Source organism: Oligoflexus tunisiensis (assembly GCF_001748245.1).
In the GTDB taxonomy this organism is placed as follows: domain Bacteria; phylum Bdellovibrionota_B; class Oligoflexia; order Oligoflexales; family Oligoflexaceae; genus Oligoflexus; species Oligoflexus tunisiensis.
Genome location: NZ_BDFO01000001.1, coordinates 536,085 through 549,167 on the forward strand (window position 1 = coordinate 536,085; position 13,083 = coordinate 549,167).

The following is a 13,083-nucleotide window of genomic DNA, read 5'->3' on the forward strand; positions in this document are numbered from 1 at the left end:
TATGGAGTCGATGTTGTTTTTAATTCTAGCAATGATCTAAAGTGGTTTTCCATGCTGCCATTCGCCTGGGCGCGTAGCGCTACATTCTTAAAGATACAGCCGCCCTCTGAATATGTTTCAGTATGTGGCGATCCCCACAACTTTGGGCAGTGTACAGTCGACTGTGGAGAGTGGATTTGGAAGCCTCGCTTTGGCACATGGGAGTATGCTCTACTTGGCGAATGCAGTAAGGTAAGAGACGCAATCGATTTAATTTTGGTTGAACTCGGGATTTCAGAAGTCCTTCCAAGACTGAAATTCAAATCTCAGCAGATACATAATTTTGATGGGTATTATGTCGAAAAGCTCCGCTGGGCTCCATTTGAGACCCAAAAACTCAGCGTTGAAGATATGGAAAAAATTGGCAGCGTAGTTGGAATCTGCCAGTATTTCGGCATCGTTGATCTTCATTCTGAAAACTTCATCCTCGGCATCTTCAAGGACAGGGTGGTTTGTGCTCCGGTCGATATCGAATCTGTGTGCAACCAGGTACGATTACCGAGTGATATGTTTCTTGTGCCCAAAGTGCACCAAGGCGAAGCTTATTCACCTGATAGCTATGGACTTTCTTGTCTTCTTAAACGCTTGGATGCCTTGCAGACTGCAGCATTTATATATGGCTTTTTGAGAACTATAGAGCTTATCAAAACCAAGCACTTATTTCTTGATAAGGCAATCTGTGCAACGACTCCTAAGAATGCTTTTATTCGCGTACTTCACCGAAATACCTTCGAATATAGCAGTTCCATGAATGAAGGCCGGAATCATAGCAATTTTACAGTCTGTGAATTAGAGCAGATGTCTCGCAGTGATATACCGTACTACTTTCGGACAAAACTATCAGATAGGGTTGAATATTTTGTAAAGCCGGGTGCACGGAGTTCTGCCAGCCCTGACATTCAAGGAAAGTTCAGTGGGAATAATTTCTTTTTTAGTTCTTCAGACAGAATAAACTCGTTTTCAGAAAAGCAAGTTATTGCTTCAGCACTGCAACTGGCTTACGTATTATTCGAGCGCCTTCAAGCTATTGGCGAAGCGAAATACAAAACTATTGGCGTTTCATATGTTGAAGGGAAAATTAGGCTTGAATACAAAGAAAGATTTTTTCAGATAAAGGACGAATGAATGAAGACCATGCTTGGACTGTTCGGGACTCTTGCGTTTAGTGCCTGCGTGTCCACTAGCAGCAAGAACTCGAACTCTGAATTAATTGATAAGCAATATGCGGCTTATAATTCGAAAGACATTGACAGATTCATGAGCTTTTTTGCGTCTTCTGCCAAAATATGCACAGTGCCGGCCGATATATGTATGGAAGGTGAGAGCCAAATCAGAGCGCACTTCTCAGAATTTTTCTCAAAGTTTGAAACGTTAGACGCTAAAGTTTCAAAAAGAATTATCGACCAAGACTATGTTTTGGATTGGGAACAATTATCCGCTGTCGCCAAGAATGGCAAAGCAGTCAAACTATCGGGAATTTCAGTCTATAGAGTTGAGAGGGGGAAAATCGCCTCCTTAACTATATTTTTAAATCATAAGGAGTGAGCTATGAAGAAATTGGTTGCTTTGGTTGGAATGATTTTGTCAGTTGGTGCAAATTCAGCAGAAAATTTACCATCACTCGGTGGAGCGCAGAAAGGTAAATTTAATGCTGAGAGTTCTAAAAAGACACCGACCTTGGATGAACAAGTTGAGGAAATTGATCTGGATGCCCTGGAAAGGGAGATAAATCCAATTTCTTCAATTATATCACAAAAATATCAGCCTAAATCTAATATTGCCAAGTGAATGTACTCGGCTTGTCTCGGAATTCGCTCGGCATAATTTTGCCGAGCGTTTGCGTTTTGTTTGGGGAAGCATAAGTGCGAGATCTATCGTTGGTCATAATTTTTATAGGTATGATGCTGCATGCTACCTCAGGTCATGCCGGGCCTTGCCAGCGCGAAATCAAGGTTGATGTGCCGATATTCCCAAATAATTTTCCTGATCCGATCTATGCAAAGTCGATGGTTGACGCCTTTATTTTCCGACAAGTCCTGGATAACCTTGTTGCAATTTCAGGTGATGGGCATCTTATTAGTGCGATAGCCAAATCATGGAGAATATCCCGTGATGGTTTAATTTATGACTTCTTCTTGGACCCGGAAGCCAAATTTTCAGATGCCACGAAGATAACAGCAAATGACGTTGCCATTTCGCTCAATAGGCCTTTCTGGGTGAATGATCCAAGAAAAAATCGCGGAGTTCTCGCGAATTTTGTCGTAGGCTCAGAAAACTTAAAGACAGGATCGATAGCTTCAGGGACAGCTGTCGTGGGCAAAAATCATCTCCGAATAACACTCAAAAAGCCATACCCTCCGCTGCTGAAGATATTAGCTTATTCGCTCTATGGTGTTGTTAAGCTGGACCAGAAATATGAGCAAGTGATTGCAACAACAGGCCCCATGACTGTTCATGCTGCCAGTCAAGATAGCATCTTGATAAAACGCAGTCAGAACTTCAAAGGTTTTGCTAAGTGCGTCCCAGATTCGGTCGAATTCAGAAAAATAAATGATATTGGTTTAGTCTCCAAAAGACTCTTAAAGGACAAAAGCATAGACTTCGCTCTCGGATATGAGCAGATACCGCATGTGCCGCCTGCCGATATGATGCCGATATCCATTGGCTATGGTCATATATTTCTGAATAAGAATAGGGCTGAGTTCCTGGATTCAGAATTTCGTCACGATTTTGTCGAAATCATGCGAAATGGTTTTCATGAAAATTTTGATACCGGTGAATTTACGAAAAAGTGGCTCTTGTTCATGCCGCCGACCGTAATGGTTCCAGAATACTACCGTCGCGAATCAAAACCCACTATTTCACCTTTGCAGTTTCGAGATAAATGGTGCAATCGCAAATGCGACAGACCATTTCGTATTGTATTAAATCAAATGCAGCGATCGCGCTTGCGTGAAAAGGAGTTTCTAGGATTCTTGCGAGGAGCTGGTCTGCGAAATATACGGATTATCTATCTGCAGTTCGAAGAGTGGTATAGAGCATTGAAAAGGGGCGACTTTGATCTAATTGCTTTTGCGTACATGGGAACCTATTCCGATCCAGATAGTTACTTGACCCCCCTGATTGGAGACAATTCAATACAGTCAATACTATCCGGAAACTTGGCGGATGAAATAGAAAAAATACGATATACGTCTAGTGATGCAGCTAGGAGGCTACTATATTCGCAGGTGCTTAAGAAATTCGAGTCGGAGCGATACTTTGTCCCGTTAGAGTATATTCCAATGCGTCTTTATAAGCGAGATGGAATAGATATTCCTTTCGCCAGTTTCAAATATGATCTCAGACTCGATGTTCAGAAAACTGTGTTTTGATTGAAAGTGCGACCTATGTCAAAGGTAGAAAATGCAGCGGGCGCTAACAGCCACTCAGGCCATATTAGTATGTCCTCAGCCATCGCACTAGCTTCGGCTCTGAGCAGCATCGTTGTTTTTATCGTTTTTGTTCTGGTAGGAAAGCCAATCCTTGCAAAATATATTCGAATGCAAGTTAGCAGTCATCACACAACAATTGAGAACTATGCCCGCGAGACAATAATACAACAGATTATGATGGGCGACGGCCCTGAGATTCTTCGTAAGTGCCATACGCTGTTGCAATATGATGAGCTCCTTTCCGTCGCGGTCAAAGATTTGAGTGGGGAAACTGTGTGCGATATTTCAAAGCCACACGATGCTGAGTATTCTTCGCGTTGGATAGACGTCCCGATTTACTTTGATGCCGGTAATACAGAACTAGCGACTGTCCTCAAACTTGAGTTCTCAAACCGGATTGAGGAGCGTCTTAACCTTATTGTGAGTTTTTCGACTCTTTTTGCAGCGGCTCTTTTGTTCGTTGTGCAGAATATCTTGACGTTTCCACTTGTGAAAAGAGTCTTGAGACCTCTTGCGTATTTGTCCAAAGCAGTTGAAGTTTCATCTCCTGAACAAATTGAGCTGCCGAAGCTGGAAAAGTTTCGGCCTGTAGTTGCTGAAGTGAAATCCATTTTTGGTTCTATGAATGAGTTTTTGAAGCATTTCAGCCTTTATGAAAAAAAGCTCGTGGAATCTACTAGATTTAAAGCCATGGCACATACAGCGCAGGCCATTGCACACGACCTTCGGGCTCCCCTTGGCGCTATAGAGCGCGTATTGCTAGATCCTCAGGCAAATAATGATCTACACCGAGACGCTGCGTTGAAGTCACTGAATCGTTTGTATTCTATGATTGAGTCATTTCGTCATGTTGAAATAGAGAGCTTAGTTAAGCGAAAGAATGCAACATTGGACTTTTCCTCGGTTGGCGAGTTCCTTGAGCAAAAAGCACAGCAGAGTGCACTTAAACTTGAGATTCCAGCCGAAGTACTGGCAGACGTATGCATTGATGCACCAAAGGTGGATCGTGCTTGGATTAATCTTGTATCCAACGCACTTGATTTTGCCAAATCGTTCGTAATCGTCGAAGCGGAAATCCATGATAACATGCTTGTCATTCGAGTTATTGATGATGGAGAAGGTGTGCCTCATGATTTCATCCCGAAGCTTTTTCAAAGGGGTGCCACCTATGGCAAACTCGAGGGTACCGGTCTAGGTCTTGCATATGTAAAGCAAGTAATGCGTGGGCATGGCGGTGATGTCACCTATCGAAGGGAAAATAATCTCACCATATTCGAGTGCCGATTGCCCAATGCAGTGGAACCCGAAAAGGAACAAGTTGTGGAAAACGCTGCGTCTTTGGAAATTCAGCTCGTGCAAAAACTGGTGCGATCGGTCGCAATTTGTCTTGAGCCCAGGTCTCTCACGCAATCGATTCTGGAAAAATTGACTTCCTATGATTCGGACGAGTTCTTCTTTTCCGAAGAACGCCAGGGAGCCTCCATTGTCGTTTCCAATATCGATGAAGTCATGTTTGAGGTCCTTGAGCGCGATGATCAGGAGTACATGTCCGCTGCACACTTGAAGGATGATGAAGCGGCGATCATGAAGGTGCTCAAAAGAAAATTCAATCTCGAAATTGAAGGTGCCACAAGTGTTTGAGAAGAGAAAGATTCTTTTTGTCGAAGACGACAGCCTAGAAATCGGGAATATATCGGTTCTTCTGAGGTCCCTGGGAGTAGGCTTCACCCACACGGCTACCGTGAGCGAGGCTGTGCGTGAGCTCGTGCTTCAGCCGTATGACTACCTTCTGACTGACCTTCATATTGAAACCAAGGCCGGCTTTGAAAAGCCTGATGGCCTGACTGTAATCCGAGCTGCGGTCGAGCAGCAACCGAACATTACAATCGTGGCGACCTCAAGCGATCCAAGAACTGAAGTGGTCAATGCAGCCCTGACTGCAGGCGCTCATCATTTTGTCAGAAAGCCCCTGTCCAAGGCCGACGAAATTGAGATTGCCTTCAGGCTCGCGAACCAGCGTCGGCGACTCGCCAGGGGCAGTCGTCTCAAGACTCCATCCGGCCTCTGGGAAGCCTACGCCAAAAAATATCCCTACGGCATCATCCTGGGCGAGCGCGAGCACAAAGTCGCCCGCCTTGCGGCGAGGAAAAAGGCGTCCTGCATCATCACTGGTGAAACAGGTACCGGCAAGGAGGAGGCGGCGAAGCTCATTCACAGGATGCGCTGCGAAGAAGACGGTCCCATTCCGTTTGTGGCTGTGAATTGCGCGACCATTACCGGAAACCTTGCTGAGTCGCTTCTCTTTGGCCACAAAAAGGGTGCCTTCACCGGAGCTGACGAAGCGGCGTCCGGATACATTACGGAAGCTGATGGCGGAATCCTCTTTCTTGATGAAATCCAGACCCTTTCCATCCCAGTGCAGCAGAAGCTTCTTCGCGTTCTCAACGATGGCTCTTATCATCGACTGGGTGAGGCCCGGACCCACCGCAGCGAGTTTCAGCTGATTGCAGCATCCACCAAGGACCTTGGCAAGGAAGTCGACGAAGGACGATTTCTGGTCGATATCCATATGCGGATGATGGGCCTCGACTTTCACATGCCTCCTCTCAGGGAACGCATGGCCGATCTTCCGGCATTTGTGGCTCTGTTCCTCTCCCGAAAGAACATCGCACTGAATGTTGATACTCTTGATGACTTGATCGAAAAGCTCCAGACCTATCAGTGGCAGGGCAACATCCGTCAGCTCTTCAAGTGCCTGGACGCTTGGCTGCTTTACTGTGAACTCGACTGCGTGACGCTTTCCGCTGACAATTTCCCGCTCTTCAAGGATCTTCAAGCCCTTCAAAGGCCGGTTGCCAGGGCCCAGGGCCCGAAAGACGAGATAGACTTCAATACAGCTGCCAACGAGGACCGGGATTTTGATCAGCTTATGGCGGATTTTGAGCGGACCATCGTTTCCAATGCCATGAGTCGCCATGGTTCCATCTCCAGCCTCTCAAAGGCTCTCAATATCCCGCGATCAACGCTCGACGCGAAGCGAAGAAAGTACAACTTAATATAGGATCAGTATAGAAATATATTGGGGTATTCTTAAACCTACAGCAACGCACCCCAAACTACTGCACCTTAATTGTCTTTAGCGGGCGCGTTGACCTGCCGCCCGGCGGCCTCCCGTTCTTTCCGTCTTCATTAAACAGCTCGAACGCGAATCGAGTCTTTCCAACGGTCATTCCCCGAAATCCACCCCGCGGGCCAAGCTCGATTTCGACTCCGTCACCGTATTTGATCCTCGCTTCCTCAAGGGTCAGAAACTTTGTCACGAGGGCCCATTGGCGGGTGATGGGATCTAAACAGACCCACGTGCCATACTTAGCGGCGATTTCGGCCCACATCGTCTCACCGATGATGACTCCCGGCCGAATATTGTAGCCCCAGGCCACGGGCTCTCCGGCTGATCTGTCGGTCACGACAATGCCATAGCCGGTGAAGTGCTTATCGATTAGCTCCTGCGGAACTGGACTGAGCCCTGGCCGGTGCAAAATCTTAATCCCCATTCGTCCCTTCCTCCGACGTCGAGGGTTACCAAGCGCCACACGCAACCTAACATCGGCAAATGAGGACGAAACTTGAGCGGTTTTGTGAAAGCTATGGACTGCCAGAAGTACCAAATTACTTAGCCAAACAATGCTCCACTAATTTAGCAAACCAAATCTTTTCCCGTCCGCAAGCAAGTCGACTCATGCTTTCATCTTAGCCCAAGGGTTAGCATCGTCACTTGCTTTGACAGTCTCTAGTGAAATGACTTCACTAAAAAACTAAAATCCATCTCGACTTTCATCGCAGAAAGCAACTCATAGAGCACTCTCAAATGCACATCCGTATTACCGCCTGATTCAATACAAGCAATGGCCGACTGTAGCTTGCCTGGTATGCGCTCCCAACTGTCTTTGTGTCAAACCAGCCTCAACCCGTTTTCTCTGGAGTGTTTCTCCAAGGCTCTTGAACGTCAGTGAAATACTGAAGCAGTTGGTCGCGAAGAGACCGATAGGCTTCATCTTCAATGATGGCAAAAAAGCATTTTACCCGAGAATACGATTCAAAATGTCTTTTAATAGAGCCTTTGAGAAAGACAGTCCTGGTCTCAGCGGAACGCATGTCTGTAGGCGCACTTTTGTGACCTTGGGAACCAGTGCAACAAGTCTCGAAGCGGTCAGCGTGCTGTTGATCATTCAAGTCGAGTCACGATAGAAGGATATTTTGATCTGGAATCTGAAGCTGCTGCAAAAGTCTCTCAAGGCATTGAGAGACCTTCTGGAGAACTGACTTCGCAGATAAACTTCGCAAAAAGCTCAACGACACTTTTTGATAAAGCTGCGAAACGTAGTGATGACAAGGAATAAGAGATTCTAGGAAGAAAAAGATGGTCGGGGCGACAGGATTCGAACCTGCGACCTCATGGTCCCAAACCACGCGCGCTACCAACTGCGCTACGCCCCGCTCCTGAGTGGAGATAGAGTTTCTACTGTAATATCATGTGCGGTTCAACTGGGAATTGGGACGGTTGGAAAATATTTTGCACGAGATGGCGGGTTGGAGACTGATGATGGATAGTACTGATACTCAAAATGCCTTGGAATCTAATCGATAATATCTAGTCGATTAGCAGGGTTAGCGTGGCATTTTGGAACAGACAAGGCGATAAAGTGCGGCTATTTGTCTATGACACGGCAGCGAACAAGCAGGTTATGGTCCCAAGGGCAGAGTATAAGCACATTGATTGCCTGACGGATAGTGAGGTTGATGACTGGGTCCAGCGCTGGGCAAACCTGAAAGCATTCAAAGCCCAGAGCCCTAAACTTGTTCCAGTCAAAGACCGGGCATACTGGAACACGCTGATCGCTTTATGACATACCTCGAGAAGAATGAAGGCCGGCACCCCACCACAGCCCATAGACGCTATCTCGAAGACTACGCCCTTCCCTATTTTGTGAACGCTAATAATTACGAAACTCTTAGTCAGACCCCTCCCTGTGCAGTCTCGCCGATTGGCTTAAACAAGAGCCAGGAGTGTCCCCAAAGCAGCTCAAGCGGGTTAACCAATCTCTGGACAAATTTTGGCGCTGGGCTATCGAAGAGGGGCTGGGTTATCGAAGTCGAGGGCAGTCTTTCTGAGACATCTCTCTTTTTTCAGAATTTCGCGGGAATGGTCGAGAAATTTCAATTCTATGTTGTGCCTCGGCATGCGCCCCGAGGAGTCTTTTATCGCCAGCCGTTCCATGGGAAATCTGTCCACGGAGTTTCTTATATCGCTCCAGCGATCCCGGCCTTCTCAAGCGCCTCGAATAAGTACTTATCAACATCTGCAGGAATATCATCCAGTGGCCAACCATAGTCTTCCATGGAAGGGCGTTCGACCCAAACTTTCCTGGGATGCAGCATATTCCATGAAGTATGGTCAATATCCAGAAAGAGAGCGAGTGCCGCCGACGTTTCAGCAATGTTGAGCCAAGTGTTCTTTACAGCGTCGGATTCGTTGAAGAGCAAGCTCATATCGGTCGTGGCGGCCGCCGACCACAAACAAGCGAGTTCAGACCCGGCATATATCGTCGTCCAAACGCAACCCACAGACAGGAAATTGCCCTCCTTCGAACATGGGCTCTCTTGCAAATCCAGATAACCCATTACTTCACCATCTTGTGGAAAAAGCATGTTCAAGCAGCAGCGCTTCGGGAGAGATTGTAACTTCTCACGGTCAGCAGTTGCCACGTGTTTTGAAAATGCATCCAGGACTATGTCGATGGCCCTGCGTGGAAAAACAAGACAGAAGGAGGAGTCGAGACCCATGGAAACTCCTAATGAAATAGTTGGCAAGTCTGGAGCCAATTATTGGCGCTTTTTTCATGCCAAGCAGGCTGTCAATGCTTGACTCCAGGAGCCCCCTCTCAGTTCCTGCATAAATGCGCTTGCCTATGGCAAATACCGAGTGGACATAGAGATGATCAAGCTCATTGGCGTCGAGTTTATTGATCCAGGTCATGCCGCCATCGTTTGAAATGGAAAGGCCTTCCAAAACCTTTGGCTATCGTCGACCATGTCCAGGAGTTTCCGCCATCAATAGAAATGGCAACTCCAAAATTGCCTCCGACATAGACTGCTGAACCCACGCCGTAGACAGAATGATAGATGGGACCAGGCCCATTGTACGGCTGCTTTCTGCTCCAGCTGCGGCCTCCATTCTGTGATATGGACAGACCTCTGCTGGTTAGCGCGAATATTGTGGAGCCTTGTGCAAAAACACTCTTTACTTTATTGTCACCAAGTCCATCATATGTTGTTTTGTTTATCCAGGTGAGACCGCCATCAATTGAAATGGAAAGACCGGCATCGGTAGCGGCATAAACGGTCGAGCCAATGGCATAGACATCGTTGACGCCAAGGCTACCCAGTCCATCAATTGGTGTTTTATTGATCCAGGTATCACCACCATCAGTAGATATTGAAAGCCCACCGAAGTTCGGCTGGGGAATGGAACCACCATGAGCTACGTATATTTGGGGTCCATTTGCGTAGACTGCGCTTATCAAATTGGATGCAAGACCATCCTTTGATATTTTCTTGACCCAGCTTTTTCCTTCATCGGTTGATATTGAAAGCCCAGCCCCTGCTATGTAAATATTCTTGCCATCCACATGTATGTCTTCGACAAATATTCTTCCCAACCCTTCGTTTTGGGCAAACTCCAATTCCAAAATGATTTTGTCAGCAGCAGCTTTCTCGGCGGCAGTTTCATCAGCAGCGGCCTTGCTGTTTGCGTCGTTGCCATGCGCATCGTTTTCAACCTGATCATTTTTCGGAGTGTCCATTTCTGCCCCCACTTCCGCCGATCTTTTTCATTCGTGATCTCCACAGCCAATGGTAATGGCTATAGCGAGGGTAGTGGTAAGGAGTCGAACGGACATTTTACTCTCCAATGCCAGGTACGGTGCGAACGGGCCGTCCCCACCAGGTCGGCCGACACCGATACGACACTCTCCATGCAGGAATATTGCAGTTCAAAGTGTCATGTAACATGCTGATAAGTTAATCGAATTCGACGCCGAGTGCAGGCAGCGGGCTTAGGGAGTGCAGAGCTAATATGGCATGTAGATTATGATATGATAAACCATCATTGCGGTGGAACAAATATCCCTTTGCAATATTAATCAATGCAATGACCCAGCATCTTATAACATTGAGCGGTATTGCCGGCGCTGCGACTTGCGTTTTAAGGTTTGGTTGGCCAACGTCAGTAGCCTTTCGCAACCTTATCACCCTCGTTCGGTGTATGAACCTTTGGGAACGAAGCCCGCCGACCCATCCCCAGAACGGACTGGACAGTTCGGACTGCTTGCGACATATAGGGTTTGGGAGGTTCGTGGTGGTGAAACATCAGGAAAAAATCTTGGTTGCAATCTGCTTGGCATTTTATGCCTGGGGCTTTATCGACGACCGCTTCCGGCATTGGAGCTTTATTGGCGGATATTCAACCTTCATAGCGTTTATAGTAGTCGAGCGTAAAAGTAAGGGCAGGCCCCTCGTTGATCTCGCTGTGATCATGATGATCGCTGGTGTACTTATCCTACTTGGTATTCAAATCCTCACCTACATGAGAGGCTAAAGCGGAAACTGCAATGAATGCCCGAAAATTTTGGGGATTCCTATCCATTGCTGTCTCTTATGCTGATGAGCGCTACTACGAGCTCTTACGCCTGAATCAACAGTTCAATTTGAATTCCAAGGCGTCGCGATGCGGACAGGGTCCCGAGTCTCCCTATCAGATTTCTTCCGGTCGAAGCCCTTATTCTAATTGGTTGCAGCGTGGATCGGTCTTCCCAGCCCCATATCACCAATGTACCTCAAGACGCTACTGTGCAGACACCCGACCATCTGGGAGCAGCAATCCACCGCTAGATGTGGGAGTCAGACTTACTTACTGGGCAATCGCATCCAAAACGGACAGGACATAGGGGGCCAGCTCCGGATTTCTCGTTTCTTCCGTCGTGCCTCCGCTATCAATATTTTTGAAAGGCCTTAAGCCCTCGGCGGTGAGGTAGGCACTCACATAACGGCTGACTAGACTGGTCTCCTTACTAAAGTAGATTTTGCATTCTTCCTTTTTCAGATCGTCAGCCATCTCAATATTGCAGCTCACATCGGGAATTCCGGGCATATCAGAGGGAGTAAAGTCGGCTGTGCCCGCCAATATTCTCCTGGTTTTCATTTCCAGATGGATCTCTCCTGTATCCTCGTTTGAGGAGTCCAGAATCCGATAGGTGGCCCAACGGTTGAGAGAGGTATAAGATTTTTTGCACTTTGCATCCAGAAACGTCGTTTCTTTTTGGTCGAGGTACCCACCGTAGTAAGTCTGATAAGAGATCATCCATATGGGTTGTGCCAAGGCTGTACCAATGTAGACTTCCTCGCAATCTGTAAAAGCATAGACCGCTTCGAATCGTTCCAGGAGTGACGGCTTGTCTTCATCCGCACCGCATGCCATGAACGTCATGCAAATGATGAGGAATCCTGACTTTGGCCATGCGGGTAATCTCATCACGGATCCTCTTAACCTTCAAAATGTTTACTTTTGAATAGATCGGTGGCTTCGAGCGGCAACAAAGTTAATTTTTTGCAGCCCCAAAAAATCATACTTATCAAGTATTTAAGAAATATTGAGCAGCTGGAAACCTGCGAAGTTAAACTGGTATTGCATCAGCAGGGATGTACCACGATGATTTTCGGCTTGAGCAACCGAGATTATGATTTGCTCGGAATATGAGCCGCCGGGACCAAATATCTGTGCAAAACACAAGCCCGTTTTTTCAATCACCAGGGACTTCTGGTCCTGTCTCTGAGCTGACAATACGAGGGACTGGGGCTCCATATCGGAACGAGCAAACTCGACTCTTCAGCCTCCTTTTGAAGGAAGGACCAGACCTGCTGGCCGCTGCCATAGAAGATATGATCGATGCTAATCGCTGCTCTCCGAATCATTGCCTGAGTTTTGACTTTCAAGATTTTCTCCAATCCGAGGAAGTCTGGAAAGATACCTCGCAGTGAAGCTTTTCCGGATCACATCATCAATGTGTTCACTCTTCATAGAGAGATACGGGAATGGCGACTGGCCCATAATCCCACACCCGCTTTCAGCCCAGTGGCAGTCTTTTACGGGATGGCCATAACCCGCCGCATGCAGCAGTTCATGAAAGAGGAGGACGCGCAGCTCGATAGGATTGATGATCAATTCGCTCGCCAACAGGATCTCGGTTTCCTGCGTGTCTGGCTCCAGAATGGCCACAGCCTGAATATTGCCGCGGCTCTTAATGCGAGCCATGAGCTCAGCGTGGGGCAGTAGCTGAATTCGGGTGATCTTGTTTGGAAGAGGAAAACGGATCTTGGCCTTGACGGCCAGGACAAGGAATTGTTCAACAAGGGGCTCCAAGTCGGCATCCATGACGGTTCCTGGAAAGGCCTCAGGCAAACTTATTTGGGCTTGCGCTTCCTTGGGGAAGGCGACAATGACCAAAAGCAACAGGAGTACTTGGAATTTTTGAATAATGAGCATATCGCGGCC

Annotated in this window: 14 protein-coding genes and 1 tRNA gene; 8 read left to right on the top strand and 7 right to left on the bottom strand. The window is 47.2% G+C overall.

Going from position 1 to position 13,083, the window contains the following annotated elements; all coding sequences use genetic code 11:
- Nucleotides 1–51 precede the first annotated feature (51 nt).
- The 6 genes from OLTU_RS02450 (at nucleotide 52) to OLTU_RS02475 (ending at nucleotide 6,534) form a co-directional block, all read left to right on the top strand.
- Entirely contained in the window at nucleotides 52–1,164 is a 1,113-nt protein-coding gene (locus tag OLTU_RS02450; RefSeq protein ID WP_141731173.1) for a glycoside hydrolase family protein, read from the top strand.
- Nucleotides 1,165–1,584 carry a nuclear transport factor 2 family protein gene (locus OLTU_RS02455; protein ID WP_141731174.1) on the top strand — a complete coding sequence of 140 codons (420 nt, stop codon included), beginning with the start codon at nucleotides 1,165–1,167 and terminating at the stop codon, nucleotides 1,582–1,584.
- Between the two features lie 3 nt (nucleotides 1,585–1,587).
- The gene (locus tag OLTU_RS02460) at nucleotides 1,588–1,827 is read left to right on the top strand and encodes a hypothetical protein (protein WP_141731175.1); all 240 of its coding nucleotides are present in this window, start codon (nucleotides 1,588–1,590) and stop codon (nucleotides 1,825–1,827) included.
- Between the two features lie 110 nt (nucleotides 1,828–1,937).
- A complete protein-coding gene (locus OLTU_RS02465) occupies nucleotides 1,938–3,413 on the top strand; it encodes an ABC transporter substrate-binding protein (protein WP_218109797.1) in 1,476 nt (491 codons plus the stop codon).
- Nucleotides 3,414–3,428: 15 nt separating this feature from the next.
- On the top strand, nucleotides 3,429–5,114 hold the full coding sequence (locus OLTU_RS02470) for a sensor histidine kinase (RefSeq protein WP_141731177.1): 1,686 nt from the start codon (nucleotides 3,429–3,431) through the stop codon (nucleotides 5,112–5,114).
- Nucleotides 5,107–6,534, top strand: a complete 1,428-nt coding sequence (locus tag OLTU_RS02475; protein ID WP_141731178.1) for a sigma-54-dependent transcriptional regulator — start codon at nucleotides 5,107–5,109, stop codon at nucleotides 6,532–6,534. The genes OLTU_RS02470 and OLTU_RS02475 overlap by 8 nt, the downstream gene beginning before the upstream one ends.
- Before the next feature lie 55 nt (nucleotides 6,535–6,589).
- Here the strand turns inward: OLTU_RS02475 and OLTU_RS02480 are convergent, their stop codons facing one another.
- Nucleotides 6,590–7,027 (bottom strand): hypothetical protein, encoded by a 438-nt coding sequence (locus OLTU_RS02480; RefSeq protein ID WP_141731179.1) that lies wholly within the window; start codon nucleotides 7,025–7,027, stop codon nucleotides 6,590–6,592.
- Between the two features lie 867 nt (nucleotides 7,028–7,894).
- Nucleotides 7,895–7,970, bottom strand: a tRNA-Pro gene (locus OLTU_RS02485).
- A gap of 176 nt (nucleotides 7,971–8,146) precedes the next feature.
- Between OLTU_RS02485 and OLTU_RS32220 the strand changes: the two genes are divergently transcribed.
- Complete coding sequence (locus OLTU_RS32220) at nucleotides 8,147–8,380, top strand: hypothetical protein (protein ID WP_218109798.1); 234 nt, start codon at nucleotides 8,147–8,149, stop codon at nucleotides 8,378–8,380.
- A 394-nt stretch (nucleotides 8,381–8,774) separates the two neighbouring features.
- Here the strand turns inward: OLTU_RS32220 and OLTU_RS02490 are convergent, their stop codons facing one another.
- Together OLTU_RS02490 and OLTU_RS02495 are read right to left on the bottom strand one after the other, a co-directional pair.
- Nucleotides 8,775–9,317, bottom strand: a complete 543-nt coding sequence (locus tag OLTU_RS02490; protein WP_141731180.1) for a hypothetical protein — start codon at nucleotides 9,315–9,317, stop codon at nucleotides 8,775–8,777.
- A gap of 176 nt (nucleotides 9,318–9,493) precedes the next feature.
- On the bottom strand, nucleotides 9,494–10,336 hold the full coding sequence (locus OLTU_RS02495; protein ID WP_141731181.1) for a WD40/YVTN/BNR-like repeat-containing protein: 843 nt from the start codon (nucleotides 10,334–10,336) through the stop codon (nucleotides 9,494–9,496).
- Between the two features lie 554 nt (nucleotides 10,337–10,890).
- Between OLTU_RS02495 and OLTU_RS02500 the strand changes: the two genes are divergently transcribed.
- The gene (locus OLTU_RS02500) at nucleotides 10,891–11,130 is read left to right on the top strand and encodes a hypothetical protein (protein WP_141731182.1); all 240 of its coding nucleotides are present in this window, start codon (nucleotides 10,891–10,893) and stop codon (nucleotides 11,128–11,130) included.
- A 312-nt stretch (nucleotides 11,131–11,442) separates the two neighbouring features.
- On the opposite strand, the gene OLTU_RS02505 is transcribed toward OLTU_RS02500, so the two are convergent.
- From OLTU_RS02505 to OLTU_RS02510, 3 genes are all read right to left on the bottom strand, one after another.
- Nucleotides 11,443–12,063, bottom strand: coding sequence for a hypothetical protein (locus tag OLTU_RS02505; protein ID WP_141731183.1), 621 nt, complete (start codon nucleotides 12,061–12,063; stop codon nucleotides 11,443–11,445).
- Between the two features lie 108 nt (nucleotides 12,064–12,171).
- Nucleotides 12,172–12,339: a hypothetical protein gene (locus OLTU_RS31745; protein WP_176736269.1), complete on the bottom strand. Its 168-nt coding sequence runs from the start codon at nucleotides 12,337–12,339 to the stop codon at nucleotides 12,172–12,174.
- Between the two features lie 141 nt (nucleotides 12,340–12,480).
- Nucleotides 12,481–13,074, bottom strand: coding sequence for a hypothetical protein (locus tag OLTU_RS02510; protein ID WP_141731184.1), 594 nt, complete (start codon nucleotides 13,072–13,074; stop codon nucleotides 12,481–12,483).
- Between the last annotated feature and the right edge of the window lie 9 nt (nucleotides 13,075–13,083).